The organism is Methylobacter sp. sgz302048, from assembly GCF_052162025.1.
GTDB lineage: Bacteria > Pseudomonadota > Gammaproteobacteria > Methylococcales > Methylomonadaceae > Methylobacter.
Map to the genome: position 1 here is coordinate 1,042,690 of NZ_CP197401.1, position 26,429 is coordinate 1,069,118.

Sequence of the window (26,429 nt, forward strand, 5' to 3'; positions counted from 1 at the left end):
GAGAGGTCGCCTTTGCCTTTATCAGGATAATTTAATCATCATCTTCATGCTTCACCTGTTTCGGTATCGGCAATAAAGGGACGTTGTAGCTTTTAATGATCGCTTGAATCTTGTCCGCGTTGGCGGCAATCAGTTTATTGAGTGTTTCCTGTCTGGTCTTATCGCCAAAACGCACGCCCATCGCCATCGAGAAGTCGAACTTCATGCCGGGGGCTGACTGCATCGGAATCATCGTATAACTGTTCTTGGGGCTTTCGGAAATGACATAGCCGGCCATCGGGCCCCAAAGAATAACCATGTCAATCTTTTTCGCGTTCAGATCTTTGAGCATCTGCATGGCTACGTTATTTTCCGCATCGCCTGACATGGATTGATAGGGAATGCCTTGGTCAAGCAGGCCGTTTTGCTGCAGCCAGGCTGTTCCTGGGCCGCGGTCAAACATGGCAATCCGCAATTTTTCCTGACGCTCCGGCGAAAGATCGGCCAACTGAGAAGCATCCTTTATGTCATCCCAGCCGCGGCCCTTGGCAATCAACAGCACATAAGTTGAATGGTAGTAGGGCACTGTCGTTGACGTGAGGTCATAGTCGGCAGGAACTCCCATAATGACATCGCACTTAAACTCTTTACTGTCTGCATCGTTTTCTTTTAATGGCGCGTTCAAGGTATTGCGAACAAAGCCGATACGTTGAGGAAGCCATGTGTATTCAAGCGTCTGTCCGAGTTCCTTGGCGAACAGTTCGGCGATTTTATTTTCAAAGCCGTCCTGACTTTTAGTCGAATAAGGCGGGTTCAGTGGATCTGCGCAGACTTTGAATTTTTCTTCTGCTGCGGCCGAAAACGTCATTGCGGTTAAAAATAACCCGGCAAGTACTCTATGAATCTGATGCGAAGCCCGCATTAAGTTCTCCTTGTGTAAATTGAACAATAAGAACAACTAGTTTACTGTATAACGAATTGTTATTTAAACAAAAAGTTAGTTCAATGCAGGTATTTAGACCTGGTCAGGCAGAATTGTATCCGGCTTAATGTTAAGTTCGGCGAAGATTTTCGTTAATAGCTTTTTTTCTTCATCAATAATTCTGTCTCTTAATCCGTAAGGATACTGGGTCGTACAGGCCGCGGCGATGTCCAGGCAGTATTCAAAAATGGTTGGATGTCTATGCGTGGGCACTGCCTTAGAGACAATTGATCTCAATTCTGTCAGCAAGCGGGACGAAGGCCGGTTATGCGCAAAGCGATCAAGAAAAGCATCGGCATCTTCAGAAGTGACTACCTGAATGCCTGCTATGCGGTCCAAGAAGGCAATATGCTCGATAAGAAAGTTATAGAGAAGTCTTAACTCTCCTGGCTGATTATCGTCATCGGCCCATATGATTTCAATCAATGGCATCAAATCCAGAAAATAAAAATCGGCAGGGCGCAGATTGAATTCGTTCATTAATTGATCGAATGCATATTGCGGTGACATAGAATTTCCTTATAAGGGATAGAAAAATCTAACTATAGCTCAGGTTTATATTATGTCTAGCTTAGGAAACGGAACAGCAAAAAAAAGCCCTGACCGGTAATCGGCCAGGGCTTTTGGGATCAATCTAAAAAATCAGATCGATTTATTAATTAGGTAATGCGAATACAGTTAATGTACCACCTAATTTAGTGAAAGAACTCAAGCTTCTGTATGCGCCCACAGCACCTAAACCTTCAGAGTTTGAGTTTTCTTCACCGGTGTCAAGACCAGCAGCGATACCGATACCAGCCCAGCCGCCGATACCTGACAGAACGCCAACGTATTGTTTGCCGTTGTATTCCCAGGTATTAACGTTGCCGATGATGCCGGAAGGTGTTTTGAATCTGTACAATTCTTTACCGGTTTTAGCATCAACCGCTTTCAGGTAGCCTTCCAGAGTGCCGTAGAATACAACGCCGCCGGCTGTAGCAACAGAACCTGACCATACAGAGAATTGCTCTTTGTTAGACCAGGCGATTTTACCGGTTTTAGCGTCATACGCTGTAAATTGACCCAGGTTGGTTGAGTCATCAGGTTTGCCTGTTATAACGTCTGCGCCAGCAGGTTCCATGGTCAATGTGGCGCCTACATAAGGTTGGCCAGCTGTGTATGAAACTTCGAATGGCTCATAGTTCATGCACAAGTGGTTGCCAGAGATGTAGAACAGGCCGGTGTCAGGAGAGTAAGACACAGGCTGTTGGTTTTTGCTACCTAATGCAGCAGGGCAAACGCCTTCAGTGTTTACGTCTTCACCGTTTTGTTCGGTAGAGTATTTAGAGACAACTTGAGGACGACCTGTTTTCATGTCAACGTGGGTAGCCCAGTTAACAGATTTGTCGAATTTTTCAGCAACCAGCAATTCACCAGTTTCACGATCTAACGTGTAGCCAAAACCGTTACGGTCGAAATGCACGATAGTTTTGTGCATTTTGCCTTTGACTTCCTGGTCAACCAGAACTGTTTCGTTGATACCGTCATAATCCCACTCATCGTGAGGAGTCATTTGGTAAACCCATTTAACTTCCCCGGTGTCAGCATCACGAGCCCACAGAGACATGGACCATTTGTTGTCACCAGGACGTTGTACAGGGTTCCAAGTAGATGGGTTGCCTGATCCGTAATATACCAGGTTCAGTTTAGGATCGTAGCTGTACCAGCCCCAGGTTGTACCGCCGCCGATTTTCCATTGGTCGCCTTCCCAAGTGCTTGTGCTTGAGTTTTCGCCAACCGGAGTAACTTTACCGTCTTTCCAGGTTGTTGTCTTTTTAGGATCAATCAGCGTATCGCCGTCTGGACCCATGCTGTAGCCTTTCCAAGCCAGTTCGCCAGTTCTGATGTCATAAGCGGCCAAGAAACCACGAACACCGAATTCACCACCAGAAATACCAGTTATAACTTTGTCTTTAACAACTAATGGCGCTTGCGTGTTGGTCATACCCAGTTTAGGGTCGCCGTTTTGTACGCTCCATACGCGTTTACCGGTTTTAGCATCCAAAGCTGTTAAAACGGTATCAGATTGTTGCAAGAAGATTTTGCCGTCACCATAAGCTAAACCGCGGTTAACAGTGTCGCAGCACATAACCGGAATAGTAACGTCAGCATCTTGTGTAGGTGTGAATTCCCAAATTACAGATTGAGTTTTTTGGTCAATCGCGTAAACAGTGTTAGGGAATGGCGTGTGGATGTAAAGAATGTCATTAACTACCAGTGGGCCGCCTTCATGACCACGTAATACACCTGTAGAAAAAGACCATGCAGGTTGCAGATTTTTAACGTTGTTAACGTTGATCTGATTCAGTTTGCTGTAACGAGTACCTGCGTAGTTGCCACCCCAAGTAGCCCAGTTAGCTGGGTTTTGAGTCAATTTCTCAACTTCGGTGTTAGCAGTTGAAACTGCCGGCGCAGCTAATATAGCAGCCACACTTGAAGCAAGCAGCCAACTTTTTAAAGGCTTCTTCATATATATTTCTCCTGATATTCTGCTAATTAGACAGAATACTGATTATGTTTTTTAAGACTAATATTAGTTTTAAAGCATTAGGGTGACTTTTCTTATTCTAAAAGGAATTTTTCCTGGCCACACCAGGTGCTTAAATTTAATGATTTTGCCCCAAAAGTCAACTTTTAAGGTGATTATAAGGTCTTTTCTGTGTGCTTGTCTGAGATAAAATTACGGAAAGTAGTCAATGTTAATTTCTTCAAAATAAAACACATATCCCATAAAAATACTGGAAACTCAATGATTATTTGAGAATGTCGGCTTGGCGTACGTGGCAACTTTATCTCGATATACAGCCTGCTTTTGCGATTGGCTTGCATTGATGGGCTTGAATTTAGCGGAGCCTCACCTGACTAGGAAATCTAATAAAGGTCGATACCTAGATCTGAATGTCAGTCCTTATTTAACTTAATCGTTAGGTTAAATGGTTTCTATGCGATAACCATTGCGGTTCCAGCACAACACCTCGGCCGCATCCCTTCGCCAAGCGGAAAGTACAAAGCGTTGGGCCGGCTGACCGTTTATTTCGAAGTCATGAACGCCGGGCCGGTGAGTATGTCCATGAATTAGGCGCAAGCAGTTGTGTTCCCGCATGACGGTTACTACCGTGTCTTGATTGACGTCCATGATTTCCTGCGTTTTTTTACGTTTATGAAAGTGGCTACGAAAACGGTACCAGCGCGCCATCAGTAAACGCAGGAGCAACGGTTTCGATAAGACATAGCGTTTCCATTCCGGCGTATGTGATTTGGCTCTAAAAGCCTGATAGGGCAGGTCGTCGGTGCAGAGCAAATCGCCGTGTGTGAGCAAGGTAGACATGCCATAAAGATCAATAACCGCATAATCATCAATCAAAGTCACGCCGGTCTCCTGGCAGAATTTATCGCCCAGCAGGAAATCGCGGTTGCCTTGCTGTAAATAGACTTTCGCGCCCGAACCGGCCAATTGCTTCAGATGTTTCCGAATCTTGCTGTTGGGCGGAGTAGGGTCGTCATCGCCTATCCAGGCATCAAAAAGATCACCCAGAATATAAATAGCTTTCGCCTTGGTGGCCCGCTGTTCAAGAAAGTCTAGAAATCGGCGCGTGATTTCAGGTTTATCCAGAGAGATATGGAGATCTGATATGAATAGGATGTCTTTATTCATGAAGAAATAGTGCAAAAAGCCCAAGGCAGTATTAGGTTTTGCCTTGGGCTTCTAGTCATTCCTCTTGGTTTGGCGATTATTTAATGACTTCAGCTTTTTCAATCACGATGTCGGTTTTAGGTACATCCTGATGCGGGCCGCGATTGCCTGTCGGTTGCTTGGCCATGGCGTCGACTACTTCCATGCCTTCAACCACTTCGCCAAAAACGGCATAACCCCAGCCATTAGGCGTAGGGCTGGTGTAGTTCAGGAATGAATTGTCTTTGTAGTTGATAAAAAATTGCGCAGTTGCAGAGTCAGGGTCTGGTGTACGGGCCATGGCGATAGTGCCGCGGCTGTTCGGCAGACCGTTGTTGGCTTCGTTTTTAATAGGTGCATGGGTGGCTTTTTGGTTGAAGCTGGTATCAAAGCCGCCGCCTTGTGCCATAAAGCCTGGGATGACGCGATGGAAAATAGTGCCGTTGTAAAAGCCTTCGTTAACATAGGTCAGAAAATTTGCCGATGAAGCAGGCGCTTTTTCAGAATTCAGCTGAATGACGATTTCGCCGAGTGTCGTCGTTAATTTAACTTTTGGTTGTGTGTCAGGCATTTTGTTTTCCTTAGCAAAAGAAAGTGTTGTTAGAGACAGCATCATGGAAAGAATAAGGATGCGCATGGATTTTCCTTGTGGGTGATGCAAAGGGCAGATTCTATGTGTTTTTATCTTGAAAGAGAAGTATGTGCTTGGTAAATTGTGCGGTTTTGTTTATAAATCTACATAAATTTCATCCGGCTGGCTGTCTTGTAGAGGTCGATTACAGGCACTTGGGCGGATTCTTCAACGATATGGCATGGTAACTCAATGTTAAAAATATATAACACCCTGACTCGAAAGAAAGAATTGTTTCAGCCGCGCGAAGCCGGCAAGGTCGGCATGTATGTTTGCGGCATGACAGTTTATGACTACTGCCATATCGGCCACGCCCGCGTCATGGTCGTGTTTGATACGGTTGCACGCTATTTTCGCCATTTGGGTTATGACTTGACCTATGTGCGCAATATTACCGACATCGATGACAAGATTATTCAGCGTGCCAATGAAAACGGCGAAGAATTCGGCAAGCTGACAGAGCGTTTTATCGAGGCCATGCATGAGGATGAGCGCGCGCTGTCGGTGCTGCCGCCCGATATCGAGCCCAGAGCCACACAATCCATCGAGCAGATTATCGCCATGATTGAGACCTTGGTGGCTAAAGGACTGGCTTATGTCGGCAGCAATGGTGATGTGTTCTATTCAGTCAATAAATTCAAAGATTACGGTCAATTGTCGGGCAAGAACCTGGATGAACTGCAAGCCGGCGAGCGCGTCGATGTGGATCTGGCCAAGCAGAATCCGATGGATTTTGTATTGTGGAAAATGGCCAAGCCGAATGAGCCGGCCTGGGGATCCCCTTGGGGCCTGGGGCGTCCCGGTTGGCATATCGAGTGCTCAGCCATGTCGACCTGCTGCCTGGGAAATCATTTCGACATCCATGGCGGCGGCATGGACCTGCAGTTTCCTCATCATGAAAATGAAATCGCCCAGTCGGAAGGGGCAACCGGCGAAAAGTTTGTCAATTTATGGATGCATAACGGCTTCGTGCGCATCAATGAAGAGAAAATGTCCAAATCGCTGGGCAATTTCTTTACCGTTCGGGAAGTGCTGCAGCGCTATCGGCCGGAAATCATCCGGTTTTTTATCCTTTCCAGCCATTACCGCAGTCCATTGAATTATTCCGATGAGCATCTGGATGAGGCGGGAGCGGCTTTGACGCGGCTTTATACTGCTCTGCGCGGCGTCGAGACGGCAGAGGCGGCAATAGAAGCCGATTACAAAGCACGGTTTGAACAGGCTATGGACGATGATTTCAATACGCCTGTCGCGCTATCGGTATTATTCGATTTGGCAAGAGAACTGAACAAGGTCAAGGAAAACAACCGGGAAAAGGCGGTGCAGTTGGCGGCTACGCTAAAGTATCTAAGCGGTTTACTCGGAATACTGCAAGATGATCCCGATGCTTTTCTAAAAGGCGGGGCAATAGCCGGTTCAAGCACTTTGAGCTTATCGAATGAGCAGATTGAACAGCAAATCCAGGCTCGCCTTGAGGCTAAAAAGAATAAAGACTGGTCAACCGCTGACCGTATCCGTGATGAATTAAAAGAACAGGGTATTATTCTGGAAGATGTGCCGGGCGGTACGAACTGGCGTCGGGAATAATATAGCAAAAGTATTTAGGCTCACGGTAAAGCCGAAATATCATCTCAGGACACATGGCTTGTCCCTGAAACAGAGTTAATGATTAAAGAAGGATAGTAATGAGCGAAATAAAAGATAAATCAGTCCAGACATTCCTTGATGAATTGGCCAGTAAAGCGCCTACGCCCGGCGGCGGCAGTGCCGCCGCCGTGATGGGAGCGCAGTCGGCCGCTCTGACCAGCATGGTGTGCAATCTGACTATCGGCAAGCCCAAATACGCCGAGGTTGAAGCTGAAATGCAGGCGCTACTGTTGAAATCGGAAGCGCTGCGGGAAAAACTGATCACCATGATTAAAGCCGATGTGGATGTCTTTGATCGTTTAATGGCTACCTATGGTTTGCCGAAAGAAACAGAAGAGGAAAAGGCAGCGCGCAGCGCGGCCATTCAGTCCGTATTGAAAGAAGCGACTGAAGTGCCTTTGGCTTGCGCCCGTGCTTGTAGAGAAGCGATCGAATTAAGCCGTATTGCCGCAGAAAAGGGTAATCTGGGCGTGATCAGTGATGCCGGCGTGGCTGCCATGGCCGGTTACGGAGCCTTAAAAAGTGCGGCTCTGAATGTCTGCATCAACGCGGGCAGTCTTAAGGACAGAGACTTTGCCGAGGCAAAGCTGGCGGAATTGGAACAGATCATGAAAGGCGCTGATGTAGCTGCTGAAGAGATTTATCAGCTTGTTAAAACCAAATTGTAATCATCAAATTCGGCCGTCGTGCAGGCGGTCGGGTGTGATTTGGATGTGATAATAAAATTTTGTAATTTCAAAGACTTATGTTTTATTTGAAAAATAACTATAAAAATAATCAAAAAATGGTTGACGAGATAGGGAATCCCCCTTATCATAGTCATCTCTTCAAGGGTGGTTGAGAAGTTTAGCAAGCCATTAACAAAGAAGGTCGTCGGGGTATAGCGCAGTTTGGTAGCGCGCCTGCTTTGGGAGCAGGATGTCGGGGGTTCGAATCCCTCTACCCCGACCAATTTGCGCTTGTAGCTCAACCGGATAGAGCACCGGCCTTCTAAGCCGGGGGTCGCAGGTTCGAGTCCTGCCAAGCGCGCCATTTCTTGAGAAGTCCACATTATGGTGAGCGTAGCTCAGTTGGTAGAGCCCCGGATTGTGATTCCGGTTGTCGTGGGTTCGAGCCCCATCGTTCACCCCATCCCCTAATTTATTTTTCAGTTTTACCTTCATTATTTGCACACACTCTTAGCTCTCATGCTGAATGTAGAGTTCAAGCCGTGCGTGCCACAATTATTTCTGCAATCAATCACATTTTCATATCCTATTTCAATAGGCCAGGATGAGTTTAAGCATGGCTGCTGATCCAGCGCACAATGTCTGCTGCACCCATAGCGCCTGATTGACGGGCAATTTCACGGCCGGCTTTAAACAATATCATCGTAGGAATGCTGCGAATGTTGAATTGAGCGGCAATGCCCTGTTCCTGTTCAGCATTGAGCTTGGCCAGACGTACCCGAGGTTCAAGCTGAGCCGCAGCCTGGGCGAAAGCCGGGGCCATTATCTTGCAAGGCCCGCACCAGGGCGCCCAGAAATCGACAACGACAGCAATATCATTGCGCGAAATATGGCGTTGGAAATTATTGCCGTTTAATTCCAGCGGCTGTCCCGCGAATAAAATTTGTTTACATTTGCCACAATGAGGATGATGATCCAGGCGTTCGGAAGGAATTCGATTTATGGTATGGCAAAAAGGGCAGACAATATGCAGAGAGCCCATGCTGAAGATCTTCTTTAAAGTTTAGACAGGCCTGATATAAGGCCATCACGTCTGAAAATCAATATGCGCTGCTATAGTTATGTTTTTGAGTTGACGGGACGGACGCTTCCGTCGTTCATATCGATAATATAAGCGCGGCCAAAACCGATTACGTATCGTCCATTTTCAGGGCGCAAAGCAAATAGATGAAAATCGGATAGTGAGCGTAACAAGTTGACGACTTCGCCGAATTTAGTGCTCAGGGCTTGCAACTGGACAGCGTAGATTTCATCATCATGCGGTATTTCCTCGGCCTTGCATCCAAATACAGCCCTCTCGCGCGCAAATAGATTATGAGATTCGGATTCCGGACGGATAAACATCACAGATGCCTGCGGATTTTGCAGCAAATTGGCGGTATGGCTGGCCAGTTCGCTGACAAAGACATAAAAGCATCCCGCCTGATCTTGTACAAAAGGCGCATAACTAATGTCGGGAGCGCCGTTCGCTGTAGCGGTCGATAGCAATAATGTCTGCTGAGACGCAATCAGTTTGTGACAATCAAGGGCTATGTCGTCAAGATTTTCGGATTCGTTCATGTCAGGCATGTCCTATGTTTGTATTCGCCATTGTCGGATATTTTTTTACATCCAATTTTTATGGTCTTTTGAGCAGTATTGAGTCAGACTGATTTAACTGCAGAATTACGCCCGTTGTTGTATTTCATCTGTATTGTTTACTATTGAGCAGGCTCGGCGGCGAATATCAATCTGTTAACTGGATGATCAAAAGTTTTTCTTCTTCGAACTTTACCAAAAATATCGGTTTCAAAAATAAGCGAAACTTAAGTTTTTTTGATTGGGGAATAAATATATTCAAGACAATCCTCAGCTATATCCGTTTCGAAAGCATGTATTTCTAGTCCAGTCATTTGCTTTTTGTTGAAAAAAGAAGGCTAACCGCTTTCTGCATCGCGCTTCAAACTGGCCAGGTCGATAACGAAACGGTACTTCACATCGCTTTTCAGCATGCGCTCATAGGCTTGATTAATCTGCTGGATCGGAATGATTTCGATGTCGGCCGCAATTTGGTGCTGGGCGCAGAAATCGAGCATTTCCTGCGTTTCCTTCAAACCGCCGATGAGAGAGCCGGCAATGCGGCGGCGCTTGAAGATCAGATTGGCCGCGTTCGGGGAGGAATGCGCGTGATCCGGTACGCCCACCAGGCATAAAGTGCCATCCCTCTTGAGCAATGCCGTGTAGTCATCCAGATTATGCGATGCGGCCACAGTATTCAGGATGAAATCAAAGCTGGCGCGTTGCTTGCTCATCGCCTCGGGATCTTTCGATATGACCACTTCATGCGCACCTAAACGTCTGGCATCTTCTATTTTGCTTGCTGAGGTCGTGAACAACACGACATGAGCCCCAAACGCACGCGCGAATTTTACCGCCATGTGGCCGAGCCCGCCCAGGCCTACAATGCCGACTTTGTCGTTCGGCCCTATCTGCCAGTGCCGTAACGGGGAGTAAGTGGTAATGCCCGCGCATAACAAGGGCGCTGCCGCTGCCGGATCAAGGCTATCCGAGATATGCAGTACAAAACGCTGGTCGACAACGATCCGGTTGGAATAGCCGCCATAAGTCATGTGGCCGATATGCGGATCAGGGCTGTTATAAGTGAAGGTGGCTGCATCGCAGAACTGCTCCTGATGATCATGGCAATCGGGACAGGTTCCGCATGAATCGACCAGACAGCCAACGCCGACCAGTTCACCGATTTTAAAATCCGTTACAGCGCTGCCGATAGCGGCTACTTTGCCAACGATTTCATGGCCCGGCACGATCGGGAAAACCGAACCGCCCCATTCATTACGAACCTGATGAAGATCGGAATGACAGACGCCGCAGAATAAAATCTCGATCTGGACATCAGTCGGCATGGGATCGCGCCGCTCAAAGCGGAATGGTACGAGCGGAGAATGGTGATCATGGGCAGCATAGCCGATAGTTTTCTGCATAATAATGCTCCTGTTTAGCGATTTTCGTGTAAGCCGGCCGGTATCGAGCGGCGCACTGCCGCACACATTTGCAATTCACAATAAAGCAATTCAAAGAATTGGGACAGTTTAGGCTCTTAAAATCATCAAAAGATTTTTCAAGAGGACTATATGCGCTCATAATTGGATTCAGCTATGATAGCGTAATCATTTAGTTATAAATGGTTTCTGTTAACAATCTTTAACTGTTTCTAGCATAATAGCCATTGAAAAATTCCGCGGGGTTAAACAATCTGTATTTTTCCATCCGGCTTGCCTTGGTGCTGGTGGCTGTTTTGTTTGCCGGTTGCGCCCATGAGCCTAAGGTCGCTCCCGCAAGGCCCATGCAGTCGCAACGGCCGCCGGTTGTGGATTATGCTCTAAGCCTGCAAGGCGTGCCTTATCGCTACGGCAAGGACTCGCCGCAGGAAGGCTTTGACTGCAGCGGCTTCATCAAACACGTTTATGAACGGCAGGGTCTTTCTTTGCCGCGTACGACACGCGAGATGGCTCGGTCGCTGCCTTCAATTTCAATACATGATCTCAGCTCAGGCGATCTGGTCTTTTTCAACACCAATGGCCGCCCGTTCTCCCATGTCGGCCTGTATATCAGCGATAATAATTTCATCCATGCACCCAGTCAACGTACCGGCAGAGTGTTGGTATCCAGTCTGAATAATCAATACTGGCGCCAGCATTTGATTGGCGCACGCCGTCCCATACAATGGCGCTAAACTGGAATTTTTATCCTGAGAAAAAGTTATTCATGCAGGCGCAAAACCGAAAGAAACCTTATCAGCAGCTTTATTTTCAAGTATTGACGGCTATTGCTCTGGCCATTTTGCTTGGCCATTTCTATCCTGAAACCGGCATCGCCATGAAACCGCTGGGCGACGGCTTCATCAAGCTGATCAAGATGATTATCACGCCGATCATCTTCTGTACTGTCGTTTCCGGTATCGCCGGCATGCGGGACATGAACAAGGTTGGACGCGTCGGCATCAAGGCGCTGGTTTATTTTGAGGTCGTCAGTTCGTTGGCGCTGGTCATCGGATTGATCGTGGTCCATGTCATCAAGCCCGGCGCGGGCATGAATATTGATGTCGCCACGCTCGATACCAAAAGCCTGACGGCCTATACTACGGCGGCGAAATCGCAAAACGCGGTGGATTTCCTGCTCAATATCATTCCCGCCAGTGTTGTCGATGCCTTCGCCAAGGGAGACATTCTGCAGGTGCTGCTGATTGCGTTGTTGTTCGGTTTCTCGCTGGCTGCGCTGGGACAGCTCGGCGAAGACGTAAAGCTGTTCATCGACAAGATCTCGCAAGTACTCTTCGGCATTGTAGCAACTATCATGAAGCTGGCGCCGATTGGCGCTTTCGGTGCCATGGCTTTTACTATCGGCAAATACGGTATCGCATCGCTCGCGCCTTTGGCGAAATTGATGGGCAGCTTTTATCTGACCTGCCTGCTGTTTATTTTTATCGTGCTGGGACTGATCGCACGATTGGCGGGCTTCAGTATTCTGAAATTCATACGCTATATCAAGGATGAATTGCTCATCGTGCTGGGCACGTCTTCTTCAGAATCGGTATTGCCGCGCATCATGCTGAAAATGGAGAAACTGGGTTGTTCGAAACCGGTCGTGGGATTAGTGATTCCGACCGGCTATTCATTCAATCTGGACGGCACATCGATTTACCTGACCATGGCCGCGATTTTTGTCGCACAGGCCACCAATACGCCGCTGACGCTGACCCAGGAATTGACGATTCTGGGCGTCTTGCTGCTGACCTCGAAGGGTGCATCGGGCGTCACCGGCAGCGGCTTTGTTACCCTGGCCTCGACGCTGTCAGCCATTCCGACCATTCCGCTGGCGGGACTGGCATTGATTCTCGGCATAGACCGCTTTATGTCCGAGGCGCGCGCGTTGACCAATCTCATCGGCAACGGCGTTGCGACCGTGGTTGCCTCTAAATGGGAAAATGAACTGGACGGGAAGCAGCTTGATGCAGAGCTTAACGGTATAGGCGAAGCGGTTGAGCAGCAGTCTCCTGAATAATTCCTCTCTCATGTCACGTAATGGCCATGGATTTTTACCTCGAATAATACAAAGGCCACGAAGTTTTGTGCTTCGGGGTGTTTTCTGGGGCTGACTGTTACGCCTTATTAATGCCGGTAAATCCGGTAAATACTGCCGGTAAAGTCATCCGAAATATAGATAGCGCCGTCCGGCCCTTCGGCAACATCAACTGGTCGGCCTATGACATCGCCTTGCCGCTCAAAACCTGTGACAAAGTCGCGTTCCTTGATCGCACCATTGGGTTCGAAATGCAGCGATACAACTTTATAGCCGATTTTTTGGGTGCGGTTCCAGGAACCATGCAGAGCCACTAACGCTGAGTTTTTAAACTTTGACGGCAAGTTTTTACTGCGAAGAAAAGTGATGCCAAGAGGCGAGGCATGGGCGGCAAATTCATGAATTGGGGCCTCGCTGCCGCTTATTCTTTCCTCATTGCCGGCACCAAAATCGGGATCGGGGACTTTATTGCCATTGGCATAAGGCCATCCGTAAAATTTGTCTTGTTCAATCCGGTTAAGTTCGCAGGGAGGGAAGTCATCGCTTAGAAAATCACGGCCATTATCGACGCCGAACAGTTCATGAGTGACCGGGTGCCAGTCAAAGCCGACCGTATTGCGCAGCCCTGTTGCGAATAGCGTTTCATGCCCGCCGTTCGGGTCATAGCGCAGCATGGCTGCCCGTTTCGGAGTCTTTTCCAGGCAGGCATTGCAGCTCGATCCGATCGATACATACATCAGGCCATCCGGGCCGAACCGCACCGTGCGGCTCCAGTGATTGCCGCCGCCCGGAATATCGGTGACGATACGCTCGTATTCGCCTTGTGTCGCGCGTGATCGGGCATCGAAGCGTACGCGCCCGATTGCATCGGTTTCGGCAACATACAAACGTCCCTGATAGAAATCCAGGCCGTGCGGCCGTTTCAGCCCGGTCAGCAGATCCCGTCTGCCATCCGGCGCGCCGTCATGATTGTCATCACGCTCAAGCAATACGACCCGGTCGTCAGAGGGCAGGCTTACCAGCAGATCGCCCGCTTCAGTAAAACGCAGCATGCGGGCGCCCGGTAAATTTTTTGCATAGATCGAAATCGAAAAGCCCGGCGGCAGGCGTAAGCGCGTAGTCAGCAGATCTTCAGCCGGCGGATTTTTCTTCAGAACAGGTGTATTGATGCCGAACAAACGGGAAACCAGGAACCCTAGAATGGCTCCTATGACAATGATACGCGCCAGTGTCCAAAGAGATTTATGCATAGGAATGTCCGTCCGATTATCAAAATTCTTTTCGAGGCTGTGTTAAATCCCATTTTTGTCATTTGAGCGGGCACCAATCAGGAAGTTTCTTTTCAAATGAGTAAGACGTTCATCAACATTTTCTTGGAGATTACTATGGCTGAAACCGGAATCGATAATGACGCAGTGGTGGCCGTGCTGAATAAAATCCTGGAAACCGAACTGGCCGGTGTTGTTTGTTATTCGCATTACGCATTGATGATATATGGCTATAATCGTATCCCCATCATTTCGTGGCTGCGAAGTCATGCAACTGAATCTTTGGGTCATGCCAATCAAGCAGGCGAGTTGATCACCGGTTTGGGCGGGCATCCTTCCCTCGGCATCGGCCCATTGCTGGAGTCGCACCGGCATGACATCGGCGACATCCTGAGAGAATCGCTGGAGCATGAAATGCTGGCTTTATCGGCTTATTATGAATTGCTGGAGTTGGTGAAGGACCGCAACGTGATGCTGGAGGAGTATGCCAGGCGCCTGATCGCACAGGAGGAAACGCATCAGAGCGAAGTACGCAAAATGCTCAGAAAACCCGGCCAGTAAAGAAATCTGTGTAAATTTTCAGGCCGCGATAAAATAGGCGGCTGACAAGACTATGATGTGAATTGCCATGAGCTATTATAAATACCACGTATTCTTCTGTACCCACCAGCGCGAGAATGGCAGTGCTTGCTGCGCGAACCGCGGCGCATCGATTGTGCGCGATTATGCCAAGGATCAGGTTAAAAAATTGAAACTGAACGGCCCGGGCAAGTGCCGTGTCAATAATGCCGGTTGCATGGATCGCTGTGCTGAAGGTCCCGTGCTGGTGGTTTATCCGGAAGGGGTATGGTACACCTATCACGATAAGGCCGATATCGATGAGATTATTGAAGAGCATCTGCAGCATGGACGGATCGTCGAGCGCTTGAAGATTTAGGCGAACAAACCCGTCCAGCCTACTGGTTGTCTTTGACGAACTGCGTCAAGCCGCGCTTCTGCGATATAATGTCTGCCCCAATATAAAAATTGCCGCTATCGGTTTGAGCGGCCTTCATTGATTATTAATCCATAACCTTGTTGTACGGCGGCAGGGGTTATCGTAAGGAGAATTTTGTGGCAAAGGCCAGTGATTTAAAGAAAGGTATGGTTGTCGAAATCAACGGCGTCCCGCATGTGGTCAAGCAAGTCGAAGTCAGAAGCCCTTCGTCCCGCGGCGCAACGACGTTGTATAAAGTCCGCTTTAACAATCTCAAGACGGGCCAGAAGCTGGACGAGTCTTTAAAGGGCGATGATTTCTTTAAGGACGCCGACTGCATACGCGCCAAAGTGCAGTTTTCTTATATCGATGGCGACAACTATATCTTCATGAATATGGAAGATTATACCCAGTACAGCCTCAGTGCCGAAGATCTGGAGGGGCAGAAGGAATACCTGACCGAAGGTCTCGAAGGCATAGTGGCTTTGCTGATAGATGACGCCTTGCTGGCTATCGAATTGCCCGGATCGGTTGCGCTCAGGATCGTGGAGACGGCGCCCGGCATTAAAGGCGCGACGATGACAGGCCGCACCAAGCCGGCGCGCCTGACAACCGGCCTGGAAGTCCAGGTGCCGGAATACCTGGAAAATGAAGAGCTGATCAGAATCAATACCCTGACCGGCAAATTCATGTCGCGCGCTTAATACTATTGAATTGGGCAATCCCGCGGTTGCCCCTATGACAGACCTCGTGTGGACAATCTCTTAACCGTACCTCAGGGCGAATTTAAACTGAATCGCCTGCCGTTGCGTGCGCGCGAATTGCTGCGCGCCTGGGACGCAGCCGATGAATACCTGCTCGATTATCTGGCCGAAGACGGGAAACTGCCGGCCGATGCCCGGATTTTAATTCTCAACGACACATTCGGCGCGCTGGCCGTGGCGTTGAGCCGTTTTGGACCGCAGGCGATTTCCGATTCCTATCTGTCGCAGCAGGCGACACGCATGAATCTGGCCGAGAATGGCCTGGCCGAAGACAGCGTCAGGCTGCTGAGCAGCCTGGACGCACCGGGCGGCGTTTTCGATCGGGTTCTGATCAAAGTGCCCAAGACGCTGGCTTTGCTGGAGGATGAACTGATACGCCTGCAGCCGCATTTGACCTCATCGACGCAGATTATCGTGGGCGGCATGATAAAGGCATTGCCGGCTTCGGTCTGGAAAATACTGGAACGTCTGGTCGGGCCGACGACAACATCTCTGGCCCACAAAAAGGCGCGATTGATTTTCGCTTCGCCGGACCCGAAGCGGATGGTGCCGGCCAATCCTTATCCGGTTCGCTATCGGCTCGAGGGCACCGATTATCTGATTACTAATCATGCCAACGTGTTTTCGCGCGACAGCCTCGACATCGGTACGCGCTTTTTTCTGCAGCATCTGCCGGTCAAGCCCGAAGCGCGCGATATTGTTGATCTGGGCTGCGGCAATGGGATAGTCGGCCTGATGGCGGCTGTACGCAATCCGCAGGCGACCGTTCACTTTGTTGATGAGTCCTTTATGGCCGTGGCTTCCGCCGAAGAAAATTTCCTTCGCGCTTTGGGAGCGAAGCGGCTGGCGATATTTCGCACCGGCGATGGACTGACGGATTTTGAGCCGAATTCGGCCGACTTGATTCTTTGCAATCCCCCTTTTCACCAGCAGCATACCGTAGGCGATCAGATCGCTTCGAGCATGTTCAAGCATTCGCGCAGGATATTGCGGCCAGGCGGCGAGTTATGGGTGATCGGCAATCGTCATCTGGATTATCACGTCGCGCTTAAACGGCTGTTCGGCACCTGTTCGGTCGTCGCAGCCAATGCGAAATTTGTGATTTTGTGGGCCCGTATCAGCAATCAGCAACTTTAGGGCAAAAAAAACTCCCAATGCCGAAAAGAGCATTGGGAGTATGAGAGGTCAAACAGGACAATCAATCGTCACTATCTGGAGTGCAATACCAGGAGATGGTAAAAAATCTTAGCTGTGCAGCTTGCGATTGAAGAATATGTTGCTAAAAATAGCCGATGCTGCGAACAGAACGGTAGAAACAATGAATTCGCCGGAAATAAAACCGAAAACGCCGGTGATGAACATCAGGCCAATTAAAACATCTCTTTGAAAATCAGTCATTTTGAAGATCCGTTAGTATGTTGAGAATAGGAAATAAGTGAATTGAGGCATACTATACAGACGCACTTATTAGTTGACAATATGGCTAATTATTAATTAATAATTTCCTATTTTGAAATAATTATGGAGCTGATTGTCCTGATTCGGCAGGAATCCCATCATCAAGCCAAGCAAAGCTCCTTTTTTCAGCTAGAAATTCGAATCAGTTGATATGACGTTTAATGGTGGACAAGTTCTGCCATTCATTATCCGCCGCCCTCTGTGCGGTACAATTGTTATCTCAATGACTCTGTTGCACCAGCGCAACGTCAGAAGCAGACTTATTAGGAGAGTAAATTGTATATTGCTCTCGTTCAGGTACAAAAAAGCAGATCAAGTCTGATAAAGTTATCCACATTTTCTGTGGATAACTTTGTGAGTAACTTGAAAATAAATTCGCTAACTAGCCACTTTTAAAGTCTTTTTGTCAGATTGTTCAGCTTTTGAACAATCATTCCGAATTTGAATCATTATTCTTATTTATCAATGAGATAAAAATGTCAATACTGTCATTTGATATGATTTTGTCAGTTAAATAGTGATTGACAAGTCCAATAATTGGACGCAAAAAAATCGCTACCCTCAGCTGTGGGAAAAATAACTTTGACAACATTCTGTCAAGTTTTATTTCTTGAAATAAATCGGGTTTCTACCATGATGCACGCCGCCAGATAGTGAAACCGGTTTTGTTGTAAAAAATCCATGACTGCCGGGTTGGTTGTACCCGGTTGCAGCCAGACATTCATCAGGCCCAGATCAAGGCATTGTTTTAACACAGCCAGGGTGACTTCTGGCGGGACCACAAAGTCGACGATTGTCGGTTTCTCGGGAATTTTGGCTAGTGATGGATAAACCAAATCCCGCTCTACCACTTGCTTGTTAGGGTTGACCGGAAACAATCGGAAGCCCTTACGCTTCAGATCTTTATAAATGATATTGCCGAATTTGGCGGGATTATCGGTGGCGCCAACAATGGCGATTGTCGTATCGGGATATTCCAGGAGTGAAATCAGATCCGGCATAAGCGCTCCGAAAAAGTCAGGGTTACGAATAATTGTTGAGCCAAGTTGCCATATACACAGATATATGATGTCATACGCGCCTTTTTGTTCTGATAATTAGGAGATCATTGCTTAGTATGGCGGATTTTAAAGCCCATGTATTCATCGCCGCTGCTGCCAGCAGTGGCGCCGCCCTAGTTGCTGCTAATGTGCAGCTGATTGATGGCGCCGATGCGCCCTGGCTTATTTTTTTAGGCATAGTCGGCGGCATGCTGCCTGATATCGATGCCAGCAATTCCAAACCGGTCAAGCTGTTGTTCAATGTCTTGGCCTTATTGGGCGTGTCCGGTGTATGGATGGCATTCAAGGATAGCTATGTTCAACAGCAGTTGTTGCTGGGCGTTGTGGCCACTTATCTGGGGATACGTTATGGCTTGTTTTTCCTGTTTAACAGTTTTACCGAGCATCGTGGCGTGTTTCATTCATTATTGGCCGCCGCGTTTTTCGCCTGTTTAATGACCTGTATCAGTTTTTATTTCCTTGAGTGGGATATCTTACACGCTTGGCTGAATGGCTCGTTCATAGCTATCGGCTTTATTGTGCATCTGTTGCTGGATGAACTGTACAGTGTCGATTTATCCAATACCAGAATAAAAAAATCATTTGGCACGGCGTTGAAATTGTTCAGCTATAAAAATATTCCAGCCTCTGTGTTAATGACAGTCTGTACGATAACGCTTTACTGGCTGGCGCCGTCGCCGGCGCCTTTCCTGAAGGTTTGGCAGGCAGCGCACTGGAATCAGTATTTAACGCAAGCGAAGCTTTGCCAGTAAAATAAGAAAACGCTTCAGGTTTAATTCCGAGCCTGTTGATATTTAATAGACTATACTTTTTGAAGATAAGAAAACAGTGGCTCAATTTGTGGCTTAATTGTCAGATAACTGCCAAATACAATAAAATAGCCGCTTTTTGGACGTAACTCCGGTATTTTGGTTTTTTTAAAGTATCGGTAGCGGATCAGTGTTATGTCTGTATGGTTGTTATCGATCCGCGCAAGAGGAATCAGTAAAAAATATGTCAACAATCGATAAATCTCAGAGTCAAATTAATCGGCGAAGATTTTTACAGATGTTAGCCTGCGGCTCATTAGTTGCAGGTTTTCCCAGTCTCGTTGAGGCTTCACCAAGAAAGTTTTTTCAGTCCGCCCGAAACCTCGCTTTTTTAAACACCCATACCGGCGAAAGATTAGCATTAACTTATTTTGAACAAGGCCGGTATCTTTCAGATGCCTTGCAGGAAGTTAATTATCTGCTGAGGGATCACAGAACCGATGATGTCTACGACATCGATACGGCTCTGCTGGATCAGCTTTACAATCTACGGACCATGCTGGGCGTAAACAAACCGTTCCACATTATTTCCGGTTATCGCTCGCCTTATACCAATGCGCTGTTGCAGGAGCGGAGCAGCGGCGTGGCCACCCACAGTCTGCATATGCAGGGCAGAGCCATCGATATTCGTATTGAAGGGTTTAATACCAAGCATTTGCGTAATGCCGCGATTGCCATGCAATCCGGCGGCGTCGGCTACTACCGGCGTTCGAACTTCGTGCATCTCGACACGGGCCGGGTCAGAACCTGGTAAATTTTAAGCGACTGTTTTTTATTCAGTGAGGGCGGCCGTATCGGCTGGTTTCTTTTGAACCGGATTGGCTAGCGCCTGAATCAACGGATTATCGAGTCCGTATATATCCTCGAAAAATAACACCTGATCATTAGTAGCCATTGCCGTGGCATAGAAAATAATGACCGGGATGGGATTGTCCAATGGGACGTATCTGGGATTGTCCCGACGCATGGCATTGCTGATTCTTTGACGATCCCAGCCATCCTTGGATTTCAGCACGAATTCGGCTAATGCTTCAGGGTCTTCGACCCGAACGCAGCCATGACTGAAGTCTCTTCTTGTGCGCTTGAACAACCTTTGGGTAGGCGTATCGTGCAGGTACACATTGTAATCATTCGGAAACATGAATTTCACATTGCCCAGCGCATTCAAACGGCCGGGGCGCTGTCTGACTTTTAAAGCGCCTTGACTTAAAAGATTTATCGTCTCGCCATTGACTGCCATCACGGTTGCATTCGGACCGAAGGCGTTGACCAGTTCCATATTCTGGCTGGCAAGATAAGACCAGTTCAGGCGCAGTTTAGGCAGCAATTCCTCCTTGACGATGCTTCTCGGCACGTTCCAGTAAGGTCTGAACTCAAGAAATTTCATGTTGGCCATGAATACAGGCGTCTGCTTGTTCAACGATTTGCCGACGATCACTTTCATGTTCAAAGTCGGCGCCGTTTCCATGCCGATCGATTCATAAGCCCATAACTGGAAAGCTGGAATATTGACGATAATCAGCGAACCTTCCTTCAATCTGGGCAGCCAGCGGAATCGTTCCATGGACAGTTCAATTTGCCGGACCCGGTCAGCGAGGGGCACATTGAGGGCGGCGACTGTGCTTTTGCCAATGACGCCGTCACCGCCAAGTCCGTGCCGCAATTGAAAATTCCTGACGCCATCGGCCAAGGCGGCATCATAAAGTTTGCCGCTTTTCGCATCGAGGGGCTCCGCCGGCTCAGCCATGTCGCCCAAAGCCGTCAGTAGCTCGCGCAGAAATACTATTTGCGAATCACGTTGGCCCGGCCTTAACATTTGCGTAAACGTGAACTGATGAAAAGCATGTGTTCGAGCGAGCTGCCGGTATTTGGACAAGGCTTCTTTTAAATGCCGGTAGACAGGCATGACAGGCTCAACCTTGGCAACGAGCTCGGACGGTTTTTTCTGAACGGCGGCTTCCACAATCAAGCCGGCAAGACTGATCTGCTCCAGGATAATATCGGCGCCCAGTTTCACATTATGAGTTTTGACCTGACCGTAATGCAGATCGGAAAGATAACGCAGCAGCGCTATATTCAACGCCGTATCATACAGTGCCAGGGCCGGTAGCGATGCATTCTGGCCGGCCTTGATCTGCAGCCATTTCTGAGCAAGATAAGCCGCATCATAATTCTGCGCATCCAAGCCGTTTTCTTCTGCATTTGCCAACAGCGCTAATACATCATCCACCTGGCTGTCTAAAGCGCCGTTCTTTAACCAGACCAATTGATAGTTATTCAACTGGTACAGCGCCTGAATGTCTTCATGCTGGTCATAGATGTCATTATGCGGCAGGTAGGGATGCCGGTTTGAAGTCAGCAGGGAACTGATGACTTCAACCAGCACGGGATCGGTTGTACCTTCTGCCGAGCGGGACAAGGGAGAAAACATCAGCCCCAGAATAAACCAGACAATGACCGTCCATTTGTTGTAAACGCTCAGATTACCTGGATGAATCATATGTAAAAACATTTAGTATGACAAACTCCATAAAGATGATGCGCAGATTTAGGCGACTCGGTTATTGCCGGAGTTGCACATGAATGTGAAAAATGCCGACGTAGACTAGTCGTTGCGTTTAAAAGAATGGACCCAGACCAGGCTGTCATTGTTCCAGGTCATGCCAGCGTGCATTCTCAGGATTATATCTTTATAAGCGTCAAGATTCGGATAGCCTTCGGCTTGCGCATCTGCATCAGTCATATCGCCCAGGCTTTGGCGCTCCACCGCCGTAACGGTAAATGTCGTGCCTTCCAGTTCAAAAGTTTCCCCCGGATAAGCGTAGATGCCATCACGGCGCTGTTGGGTCTTTTGCCCGCTCAGTGCGGCGGCAACCAGTTTGGGGTGGGTTACGAGACGGTCAATATGGCAAGTTTTCTCAGGGTAATTGTTGTTCATCAGGTAATCCTTAGCTTAAAAAGAAGGATACGATACCTCAACCTGATGACAATCAGAAATAGTTAATGGCAACTGCTCAGAAATCTGAGGCAATGACGAGGGCTTGATTGCCAGGCGGCTGATGCCAGCCGCCTGATAACTTATTGTTTGGTTTTGGGTTCCGGCTGCATCATTTTTTGATGTTCTTGCCGCAATTGCTGACGATGTTCCATCATCTGATTATGATGGGCTTTTATCAGATCAAACTGTTGTTTTTTCAATTGTTCTTTTTTGGCGGGATCCTTTTCTTTCAAAATTTGATCGGAGAGTTCATGCATCTGCAGCATATGCTCCTGCATAGAACGGATATGCTGATCTCTTTGTTCTTCGGTCATGCCGCCCATTCCTCCGCCCATGCCTCCACCCATCATACCGCCCATGCCTCCACCCATTCCGCCCATGCCCCTTCCCATGCCTTGGGACTCGGGTTTGTTCGTGGGTTCGACGGCGGAACTCATCATGCTGTAGGAAACTAACAGTAAAAAAGCAGCCATCAATTGATTGATATGTTTCATTGGTAGTCACCTTGTAGTGGTTTGGTTTTAAGCAAAAAAACATACTCAAAAAATTAGAAACACTGCCAGAACCAAAAGTTCCTTTTGAAGAAGGCCGCAGGAACTTTATCTCATGCTTCTTTTTTCATGAGCAGAGCCGTGTTAGCGGCCACGTTGGCGTATCAAAAGTATCTGGCAGGACAAGATGCCGGTTGCCGTATATGCCGCATTACAGTTCCAGAAGTATTGGACTAAAAGACAAAGCGCCGGCTTATGATGTGCAATAAATAAGCATCATGCAGAGCCTCTTACGTACGCTAACGTACAGACAGAGCTCTGCTCTTAAGAGTAAACCTAGCATTCAGATTGATGGAGTAGAGGATAGTATTCTTTTATCTGATGTTTATATCCCAATTTCTCAACTAAGAAATGGAGATTATTCATGAAACAATATTGGAAATATATGTTAGTAATTCCCGTATTGACCGTTTCCGTATTAGCCGGTACGGCCTTTTCCGATGACAATCATCGCAGGCTCACAAAACTCGATAAACAAATTAATAAACAAGCGCAGCAAATGCTGGATGACGGCAGGGAAATTTTTCGTCGCGATACATTCGGCGACGAGGCCTTCTGGGGCGATACGCTGAAATTGCATCGGGCAATCAAGGGCGCCAGATTCGGCGGCGTAGGCCCGGGCGTGAGTCCGAAGGCGGCGCTGGGGGTTGGCCTCAAGGTTGATGTGGATGCGCTTCCGGCCGGTATCCTATCCAGCCTGAAAAGCGGCCGCGTAAACCTCGATGATCCGGCAGGTACGCTTGAATTGCTGCGCCTCAATGCCGTTGTCGGCGTCAAGGGCTTCTTTACCGGAAATGACCTGAGCTCAATCGGCATACAATGCGCGCTCTGTCATTCCACAGTGGATAATTCACTGGCGCCCGGGATTGGCCATAGGCTCGACGGCTGGGCCAATCGCGATCTCAATGTCGGCGCGATAATCAGTCTGGCTCCTGACCTTAGCGCGTTTACGACGTTGCTCGAAGTCGACGAGGATACGGTGCGCAAGGTGCTGGCGTCCTGGGGGCCTGGAAAGTTTGATGCCGAGCTTGTCCTCGACGGCAAAGCCTTCCGTCCGGATGGCAAGTCGGCCGCTACGCTCATTCCGCCCGCATTTGGTCTGGCAGGCGTTAATCTGCACACCTGGACCGGCTGGGGTTCCGTGCCGCACTGGAATGCCTTCGTCGCCGTGCTGGAAATGCACGGAAAAGGCACCTTCTTCGATCCGCGCCTGAAAGATGCCTCACAATTCCCGATCGCGGCCAAAGCCGGTTTCGACGATGTGCGCAATGAACCTGATCTCGTCAGTTCAAAACTGCCGTCGCTGCATTTTTATCAACTGGCGATTCCCGCGCCAAAGGCGCCGCAAGGCAGTTTCAATCCATCCGCTGCAGCCAGCGGCAAACAGGTTTTCGAAGACAAAGGCCAATGCGCAACCTGCCATGTGCCGCCGACTTATAGCGAGCCGGGATGGAATATGCATACTGCCGAAGAGATCGGCATTGACGATTTTCAAGCCAACCGGTCGCCGGATATGCGTTATCGCACTTCGCCCTTGAAAGGCCTGTGGACCCACACCAAAGGCGGCTTTTACCATGACGGGCGCTTCGCCTCGCTGCTTGACGTGGTGAATCACTATAACGATCATTTAAAATTGGGGTTAACCGATCAGGAAAAAGCAGACCTGGTCGAGTATCTGAAATCGCTTTAATTCTGATCCTGCAATAAGCCTTGGCCTGCCCGGGCTTATTGCAGCCTTCACGGGCTGAGCTTGTGCTTTCGGAAATGTATAAAATGCTCTGCCGATAAACAGCGATCAACTGATAATTTGATTCTATTGGCGTGCCTGTTCTTTGAATTTTTGTGTATGCTTCAGAATCTCGTTGACAATCTGTTCGGCGGTTTTTTCGATATCCTTTTCCGTCGCGTTTTTCTCCATGACAAATCTGGCAGCGGCCACATAAGGATTCGCGGTGACGGCAGCGCCGGGTACTTTTTTGGGATCTTTGATGGTGCCGAATAGGATAAAAGGCGTTTGCGGCTGCGCGCTGGCCAGATTGCTGACGCCGACCTGAACGTTCATGCGGGTCGCGCCGCGGCCAAAGCCGATCACAGCTCGTTTGATACGGTTGCCTTCATCGACCTCGGTAAATATGCCCTGCAACAGCCAGCCGTCGCGCGGCAGCGTTGCCTGCGTGCCGGACAGGCGTTGAGTGGTGAAGCCTTTATTCCTGAGATTCCTGATCAGGCTCTGGCTCATATCATTAACGATTTCCCTGGCCCGCGCTTGAGGATCCGAGACCGCCATCGGGTGCGGCAATCGCTGTCCGATCTGACCTAAACGCCCACCGGGCAGAACGCCCTTGACGCCCTGATCGCCTTCGATGCGCTGTGCATCAAGGATAAAGTCGCTGACATAAACTGTTTTGGGCAGCTTGGCCGGCCATTGTCCTTTAATTTGTTCATCGCGGATTTCAACAGCGCCCAGCACATTGCGGGAATCGGTATCGCGGTGCATCTGACAGCCGGTAATCAAGGCCATCCAGCCTATCAGGCCCACAAAGTACATACTGAAATTGCGGCTTACCATAGCATTGTCTCGCTAATTAGATAATGGATCGGACTGTCTTTATAGCATTATATCGATCCGTTTAAAAATCTACAGGGCCGAGAGCGAGCCAGGGCATTCGCAAGCTTTAAGCCTCTATCCATAAACTGCGATTGAAACGCGATTTAGAGCAGATGAAAAATTGTCCCGCTCAGATTGAATAAAGTAAGGCAAACGGAGCCGATAAAAGCGCTAACTCATTATTAAGAAGTGTGCAGTGCCCCGCATACCTTATCAATAACCTGAGTTCGGTTTAAGCGTTCTATAAAAGAGGTAATAGATCGGCCTCACGTAATTGAAGAGCTGGCTTTTTATCCTGATAGGAATAAGCGACTAAACTCGCGATGATATTGGACATGTAATTGGGCAACGAGCGATGTCGCGAGTGCTCGAGATCGCCAATATTCTTGAGCTGATCATTGATGGTTTCGATGATACTGCGCTTGCGCAGCAGTAGTTTATCAAAGGCATCGATGGCTTGAGCTTTCATGTTCTTTTTCAAGGTAGTCATCAGTTTAATATCCTGGCTGGCCAACAGTTGAGCTAATGGCTTCGAAATATAGCCTCGGTCGCCAAACAGCTTGCCGGTCAATGATTTCACCAGTTTGGGTACCGGTTTTCTGTCATCGACATTGCCTGCCGTAATGCAAAATGACAGGATTTCGCCCTGGTCATTGACGACCAGGTGCAGTTTAAAGCCATAAAACCAGCCCGTCGATGACTTGCCGCGCCCCGCTTCCTTGACGAAGGTTTTGTGCCGGGGAATACGGATATTCTTGCAGACTTTCAGGGGCGTAGAATCAATAAAAGCAATGCCTTGCGAGGTACCGCAACGGCTGTTCATGAACGCCGTCAAAGGCATGATGATAGGCGGCAGAAGCTCGATAAACCGGTTGTAACTCAACAGGCTAGGAAACGCTGATCGCCAATATTTCCGAACATGATTGAGATAAAACCACTTGAAGGTTCGGTAGCCTGACTGATGGTAAGACACTAACAGCGTGATCATTTCGCTATAACTCATGCGATGTGCGCGGTTACGCTTCCGGTCGCCGTTCGTCAACTGTTTTTCTTGCCAGACTGGAATAAAAGTCCGGCAAAAATCATCTACATCGCAGAACAATTGTGTTAATTTCATGGTGGGCAGGTTTTTGAGGAAAAAAATGGAGGTCGGAGTCTATATTTCTCTTGTTTTTCAA

The 26,429-nt window shown here is 48.4% G+C and carries 27 protein-coding genes and 3 tRNA genes; 14 read left to right on the plus strand and 16 right to left on the minus strand.

Annotated elements, in window-relative coordinates:
- Positions 1 to 31: 31 nt before the first annotated feature.
- From ACTNE6_RS05100 to ACTNE6_RS05120, 5 genes are all read right to left on the minus strand, one after another.
- On the minus strand, positions 32 to 901 hold the full coding sequence (locus tag ACTNE6_RS05100; protein ID WP_442498838.1) for a quinoprotein dehydrogenase-associated putative ABC transporter substrate-binding protein: 870 nt from the start codon (positions 899 to 901) through the stop codon (positions 32 to 34).
- Between the two features lie 93 nt (positions 902 to 994).
- Entirely contained in the window at positions 995 to 1,471 is a 477-nt protein-coding gene (locus ACTNE6_RS05105; protein ID WP_434484138.1) for a hypothetical protein, read from the minus strand.
- A gap of 145 nt (positions 1,472 to 1,616) precedes the next feature.
- Positions 1,617 to 3,470 carry a methanol/ethanol family PQQ-dependent dehydrogenase gene (locus ACTNE6_RS05110; RefSeq protein WP_442498839.1) on the minus strand — a complete coding sequence of 618 codons (1,854 nt, stop codon included), beginning with the start codon at positions 3,468 to 3,470 and terminating at the stop codon, positions 1,617 to 1,619.
- A gap of 459 nt (positions 3,471 to 3,929) precedes the next feature.
- Complete coding sequence (gene lpxH / locus ACTNE6_RS05115; RefSeq protein ID WP_442498840.1) at positions 3,930 to 4,655, minus strand: UDP-2,3-diacylglucosamine diphosphatase; 726 nt, start codon at positions 4,653 to 4,655, stop codon at positions 3,930 to 3,932.
- A 76-nt stretch (positions 4,656 to 4,731) separates the two neighbouring features.
- Positions 4,732 to 5,310, minus strand: coding sequence for a peptidylprolyl isomerase (locus ACTNE6_RS05120; protein ID WP_194969374.1), 579 nt, complete (start codon positions 5,308 to 5,310; stop codon positions 4,732 to 4,734).
- A gap of 186 nt (positions 5,311 to 5,496) precedes the next feature.
- Here ACTNE6_RS05120 and cysS point away from each other — a divergent pair, with 186 nt between their 5' ends.
- From cysS to ACTNE6_RS05145, 5 genes are all read left to right on the plus strand, one after another.
- Complete coding sequence (gene cysS / locus ACTNE6_RS05125) at positions 5,497 to 6,891, plus strand: cysteine--tRNA ligase (RefSeq protein WP_442498841.1); 1,395 nt, start codon at positions 5,497 to 5,499, stop codon at positions 6,889 to 6,891.
- Between the two features lie 98 nt (positions 6,892 to 6,989).
- The gene (gene fchA, locus ACTNE6_RS05130; protein ID WP_442498842.1) at positions 6,990 to 7,619 is read left to right on the plus strand and encodes a methenyltetrahydrofolate cyclohydrolase; all 630 of its coding nucleotides are present in this window, start codon (positions 6,990 to 6,992) and stop codon (positions 7,617 to 7,619) included.
- 206 nt (positions 7,620 to 7,825) lie between these two features.
- Positions 7,826 to 7,902 (plus strand) — tRNA-Pro (locus ACTNE6_RS05135).
- A gap of 4 nt (positions 7,903 to 7,906) precedes the next feature.
- Positions 7,907 to 7,983, plus strand: a tRNA-Arg gene (locus tag ACTNE6_RS05140).
- A gap of 23 nt (positions 7,984 to 8,006) precedes the next feature.
- A tRNA-His gene (locus ACTNE6_RS05145) sits at positions 8,007 to 8,082 on the plus strand.
- A gap of 147 nt (positions 8,083 to 8,229) precedes the next feature.
- On the opposite strand, the gene trxC is transcribed toward ACTNE6_RS05145, so the two are convergent.
- The 3 genes from trxC to ACTNE6_RS05160 form a co-directional block, all read right to left on the minus strand.
- Positions 8,230 to 8,661, minus strand: a complete 432-nt coding sequence (gene trxC / locus ACTNE6_RS05150) for a thioredoxin TrxC (protein ID WP_442498843.1) — start codon at positions 8,659 to 8,661, stop codon at positions 8,230 to 8,232.
- Positions 8,662 to 8,738: 77 nt separating this feature from the next.
- Positions 8,739 to 9,239, minus strand: coding sequence for a HugZ family protein (locus tag ACTNE6_RS05155; RefSeq protein WP_434484131.1), 501 nt, complete (start codon positions 9,237 to 9,239; stop codon positions 8,739 to 8,741).
- A 356-nt stretch (positions 9,240 to 9,595) separates the two neighbouring features.
- Positions 9,596 to 10,660: an NAD(P)-dependent alcohol dehydrogenase gene (locus ACTNE6_RS05160; RefSeq protein ID WP_442498844.1), complete on the minus strand. Its 1,065-nt coding sequence runs from the start codon at positions 10,658 to 10,660 to the stop codon at positions 9,596 to 9,598.
- A 245-nt stretch (positions 10,661 to 10,905) separates the two neighbouring features.
- Here ACTNE6_RS05160 and ACTNE6_RS05165 point away from each other — a divergent pair, with 245 nt between their 5' ends.
- Both ACTNE6_RS05165 and ACTNE6_RS05170 read left to right on the plus strand, forming a co-directional pair.
- The gene (locus ACTNE6_RS05165) at positions 10,906 to 11,412 is read left to right on the plus strand and encodes a C40 family peptidase (protein ID WP_442498845.1); all 507 of its coding nucleotides are present in this window, start codon (positions 10,906 to 10,908) and stop codon (positions 11,410 to 11,412) included.
- Positions 11,413 to 11,444: 32 nt separating this feature from the next.
- A complete protein-coding gene (locus ACTNE6_RS05170; protein WP_442499671.1) occupies positions 11,445 to 12,740 on the plus strand; it encodes a dicarboxylate/amino acid:cation symporter in 1,296 nt (431 codons plus the stop codon).
- Between the two features lie 107 nt (positions 12,741 to 12,847).
- Here the strand turns inward: ACTNE6_RS05170 and ACTNE6_RS05175 are convergent, their stop codons facing one another.
- On the minus strand, positions 12,848 to 14,008 hold the full coding sequence (locus tag ACTNE6_RS05175; protein WP_442498846.1) for a PQQ-dependent sugar dehydrogenase: 1,161 nt from the start codon (positions 14,006 to 14,008) through the stop codon (positions 12,848 to 12,850).
- Between the two features lie 135 nt (positions 14,009 to 14,143).
- Here ACTNE6_RS05175 and ACTNE6_RS05180 point away from each other — a divergent pair, with 135 nt between their 5' ends.
- The 4 genes from ACTNE6_RS05180 (at position 14,144) to ACTNE6_RS05195 (ending at position 16,903) form a co-directional block, all read left to right on the plus strand.
- On the plus strand, positions 14,144 to 14,587 hold the full coding sequence (locus ACTNE6_RS05180; protein ID WP_194969382.1) for a ferritin-like domain-containing protein: 444 nt from the start codon (positions 14,144 to 14,146) through the stop codon (positions 14,585 to 14,587).
- A 67-nt stretch (positions 14,588 to 14,654) separates the two neighbouring features.
- On the plus strand, positions 14,655 to 14,963 hold the full coding sequence (locus tag ACTNE6_RS05185; protein ID WP_194969383.1) for a (2Fe-2S) ferredoxin domain-containing protein: 309 nt from the start codon (positions 14,655 to 14,657) through the stop codon (positions 14,961 to 14,963).
- 176 nt (positions 14,964 to 15,139) lie between these two features.
- Entirely contained in the window at positions 15,140 to 15,706 is a 567-nt protein-coding gene (gene efpL, locus ACTNE6_RS05190; protein ID WP_194969384.1) for an elongation factor P-like protein EfpL, read from the plus strand.
- A gap of 48 nt (positions 15,707 to 15,754) precedes the next feature.
- Positions 15,755 to 16,903, plus strand: coding sequence for a methyltransferase (locus ACTNE6_RS05195; RefSeq protein ID WP_442498847.1), 1,149 nt, complete (start codon positions 15,755 to 15,757; stop codon positions 16,901 to 16,903).
- A 108-nt stretch (positions 16,904 to 17,011) separates the two neighbouring features.
- Here ACTNE6_RS05195 and ACTNE6_RS05200 read toward each other — a convergent pair whose 3' ends face one another.
- Positions 17,012 to 17,164 (minus strand): hypothetical protein, encoded by a 153-nt coding sequence (locus ACTNE6_RS05200; RefSeq protein ID WP_194969386.1) that lies wholly within the window; start codon positions 17,162 to 17,164, stop codon positions 17,012 to 17,014.
- A gap of 656 nt (positions 17,165 to 17,820) precedes the next feature.
- Positions 17,821 to 18,225 carry a CoA-binding protein gene (locus ACTNE6_RS05205; protein WP_442498848.1) on the minus strand — a complete coding sequence of 135 codons (405 nt, stop codon included), beginning with the start codon at positions 18,223 to 18,225 and terminating at the stop codon, positions 17,821 to 17,823.
- Positions 18,226 to 18,341: 116 nt separating this feature from the next.
- Between ACTNE6_RS05205 and ACTNE6_RS05210 the strand changes: the two genes are divergently transcribed.
- Positions 18,342 to 19,037 carry a metal-dependent hydrolase gene (locus ACTNE6_RS05210; protein WP_442498849.1) on the plus strand — a complete coding sequence of 232 codons (696 nt, stop codon included), beginning with the start codon at positions 18,342 to 18,344 and terminating at the stop codon, positions 19,035 to 19,037.
- Between the two features lie 295 nt (positions 19,038 to 19,332).
- Positions 19,333 to 19,848 (plus strand): YcbK family protein, encoded by a 516-nt coding sequence (locus ACTNE6_RS05215; RefSeq protein WP_442498850.1) that lies wholly within the window; start codon positions 19,333 to 19,335, stop codon positions 19,846 to 19,848.
- 18 nt (positions 19,849 to 19,866) lie between these two features.
- Here the strand turns inward: ACTNE6_RS05215 and ACTNE6_RS05220 are convergent, their stop codons facing one another.
- The 3 genes from ACTNE6_RS05220 to ACTNE6_RS05230 form a co-directional block, all read right to left on the minus strand.
- Positions 19,867 to 21,606: a L,D-transpeptidase family protein gene (locus ACTNE6_RS05220; protein ID WP_442498851.1), complete on the minus strand. Its 1,740-nt coding sequence runs from the start codon at positions 21,604 to 21,606 to the stop codon at positions 19,867 to 19,869.
- Between the two features lie 93 nt (positions 21,607 to 21,699).
- Positions 21,700 to 22,032: an ASCH domain-containing protein gene (locus ACTNE6_RS05225; protein WP_434484120.1), complete on the minus strand. Its 333-nt coding sequence runs from the start codon at positions 22,030 to 22,032 to the stop codon at positions 21,700 to 21,702.
- Positions 22,033 to 22,172: 140 nt separating this feature from the next.
- Positions 22,173 to 22,586 (minus strand): hypothetical protein, encoded by a 414-nt coding sequence (locus tag ACTNE6_RS05230; protein ID WP_194969392.1) that lies wholly within the window; start codon positions 22,584 to 22,586, stop codon positions 22,173 to 22,175.
- 421 nt (positions 22,587 to 23,007) lie between these two features.
- On the opposite strand from ACTNE6_RS05230, the gene ACTNE6_RS05235 reads away from it, so the two are divergent.
- On the plus strand, positions 23,008 to 24,333 hold the full coding sequence (locus tag ACTNE6_RS05235; protein WP_442498852.1) for a hypothetical protein: 1,326 nt from the start codon (positions 23,008 to 23,010) through the stop codon (positions 24,331 to 24,333).
- Between the two features lie 123 nt (positions 24,334 to 24,456).
- Here the strand turns inward: ACTNE6_RS05235 and ACTNE6_RS05240 are convergent, their stop codons facing one another.
- Together ACTNE6_RS05240 and ACTNE6_RS05245 are read right to left on the minus strand one after the other, a co-directional pair.
- On the minus strand, positions 24,457 to 25,191 hold the full coding sequence (locus ACTNE6_RS05240) for a DUF4410 domain-containing protein (RefSeq protein WP_442498853.1): 735 nt from the start codon (positions 25,189 to 25,191) through the stop codon (positions 24,457 to 24,459).
- Positions 25,192 to 25,492: 301 nt separating this feature from the next.
- Positions 25,493 to 26,368: an IS982 family transposase gene (locus ACTNE6_RS05245; protein WP_442498854.1), complete on the minus strand. Its 876-nt coding sequence runs from the start codon at positions 26,366 to 26,368 to the stop codon at positions 25,493 to 25,495.
- Between the last annotated feature and the right edge of the window lie 61 nt (positions 26,369 to 26,429).

What these genes read in the sequence shown, in the direction of transcription:
- ACTNE6_RS05100 (WP_442498838.1), bottom strand. Translation starts at nt 901, where the DNA reads ATGCGGGCTTCGCATCAGATTCATAGAGTACTTGCCGGGTTATTTTTA.
- ACTNE6_RS05105 (WP_434484138.1), bottom strand. Translation starts at nt 1,471, where the DNA reads ATGTCACCGCAATATGCATTCGATCAATTAATGAACGAATTCAATCTG.
- ACTNE6_RS05110 (WP_442498839.1), bottom strand. Translation starts at nt 3,470, where the DNA reads ATGAAGAAGCCTTTAAAAAGTTGGCTGCTTGCTTCAAGTGTGGCTGCT.
- lpxH (WP_442498840.1), bottom strand. Translation starts at nt 4,655, where the DNA reads ATGAATAAAGACATCCTATTCATATCAGATCTCCATATCTCTCTGGAT.
- ACTNE6_RS05120 (WP_194969374.1), bottom strand. Translation starts at nt 5,310, where the DNA reads ATGCGCATCCTTATTCTTTCCATGATGCTGTCTCTAACAACACTTTCT.
- cysS (WP_442498841.1), top strand. Translation starts at nt 5,497, where the DNA reads ATGTTAAAAATATATAACACCCTGACTCGAAAGAAAGAATTGTTTCAG.
- fchA (WP_442498842.1), top strand. Translation starts at nt 6,990, where the DNA reads ATGAGCGAAATAAAAGATAAATCAGTCCAGACATTCCTTGATGAATTG.
- trxC (WP_442498843.1), bottom strand. Translation starts at nt 8,661, where the DNA reads ATGGGCTCTCTGCATATTGTCTGCCCTTTTTGCCATACCATAAATCGA.
- ACTNE6_RS05155 (WP_434484131.1), bottom strand. Translation starts at nt 9,239, where the DNA reads ATGAACGAATCCGAAAATCTTGACGACATAGCCCTTGATTGTCACAAA.
- ACTNE6_RS05160 (WP_442498844.1), bottom strand. Translation starts at nt 10,660, where the DNA reads ATGCAGAAAACTATCGGCTATGCTGCCCATGATCACCATTCTCCGCTC.
- ACTNE6_RS05170 (WP_442499671.1), top strand. Translation starts at nt 11,445, where the DNA reads ATGCAGGCGCAAAACCGAAAGAAACCTTATCAGCAGCTTTATTTTCAA.
- ACTNE6_RS05175 (WP_442498846.1), bottom strand. Translation starts at nt 14,008, where the DNA reads ATGCATAAATCTCTTTGGACACTGGCGCGTATCATTGTCATAGGAGCC.
- ACTNE6_RS05180 (WP_194969382.1), top strand. Translation starts at nt 14,144, where the DNA reads ATGGCTGAAACCGGAATCGATAATGACGCAGTGGTGGCCGTGCTGAAT.
- ACTNE6_RS05185 (WP_194969383.1), top strand. Translation starts at nt 14,655, where the DNA reads ATGAGCTATTATAAATACCACGTATTCTTCTGTACCCACCAGCGCGAG.
- ACTNE6_RS05200 (WP_194969386.1), bottom strand. Translation starts at nt 17,164, where the DNA reads ATGACTGATTTTCAAAGAGATGTTTTAATTGGCCTGATGTTCATCACC.
- ACTNE6_RS05205 (WP_442498848.1), bottom strand. Translation starts at nt 18,225, where the DNA reads ATGCCGGATCTGATTTCACTCCTGGAATATCCCGATACGACAATCGCC.
- ACTNE6_RS05210 (WP_442498849.1), top strand. Translation starts at nt 18,342, where the DNA reads ATGGCGGATTTTAAAGCCCATGTATTCATCGCCGCTGCTGCCAGCAGT.
- ACTNE6_RS05215 (WP_442498850.1), top strand. Translation starts at nt 19,333, where the DNA reads ATGTTAGCCTGCGGCTCATTAGTTGCAGGTTTTCCCAGTCTCGTTGAG.
- ACTNE6_RS05220 (WP_442498851.1), bottom strand. Translation starts at nt 21,606, where the DNA reads ATGTTTTTACATATGATTCATCCAGGTAATCTGAGCGTTTACAACAAA.
- ACTNE6_RS05225 (WP_434484120.1), bottom strand. Translation starts at nt 22,032, where the DNA reads ATGAACAACAATTACCCTGAGAAAACTTGCCATATTGACCGTCTCGTA.
- ACTNE6_RS05230 (WP_194969392.1), bottom strand. Translation starts at nt 22,586, where the DNA reads ATGAAACATATCAATCAATTGATGGCTGCTTTTTTACTGTTAGTTTCC.
- ACTNE6_RS05235 (WP_442498852.1), top strand. Translation starts at nt 23,008, where the DNA reads ATGAAACAATATTGGAAATATATGTTAGTAATTCCCGTATTGACCGTT.
- ACTNE6_RS05240 (WP_442498853.1), bottom strand. Translation starts at nt 25,191, where the DNA reads ATGTACTTTGTGGGCCTGATAGGCTGGATGGCCTTGATTACCGGCTGT.
- ACTNE6_RS05245 (WP_442498854.1), bottom strand. Translation starts at nt 26,368, where the DNA reads ATGAAATTAACACAATTGTTCTGCGATGTAGATGATTTTTGCCGGACT.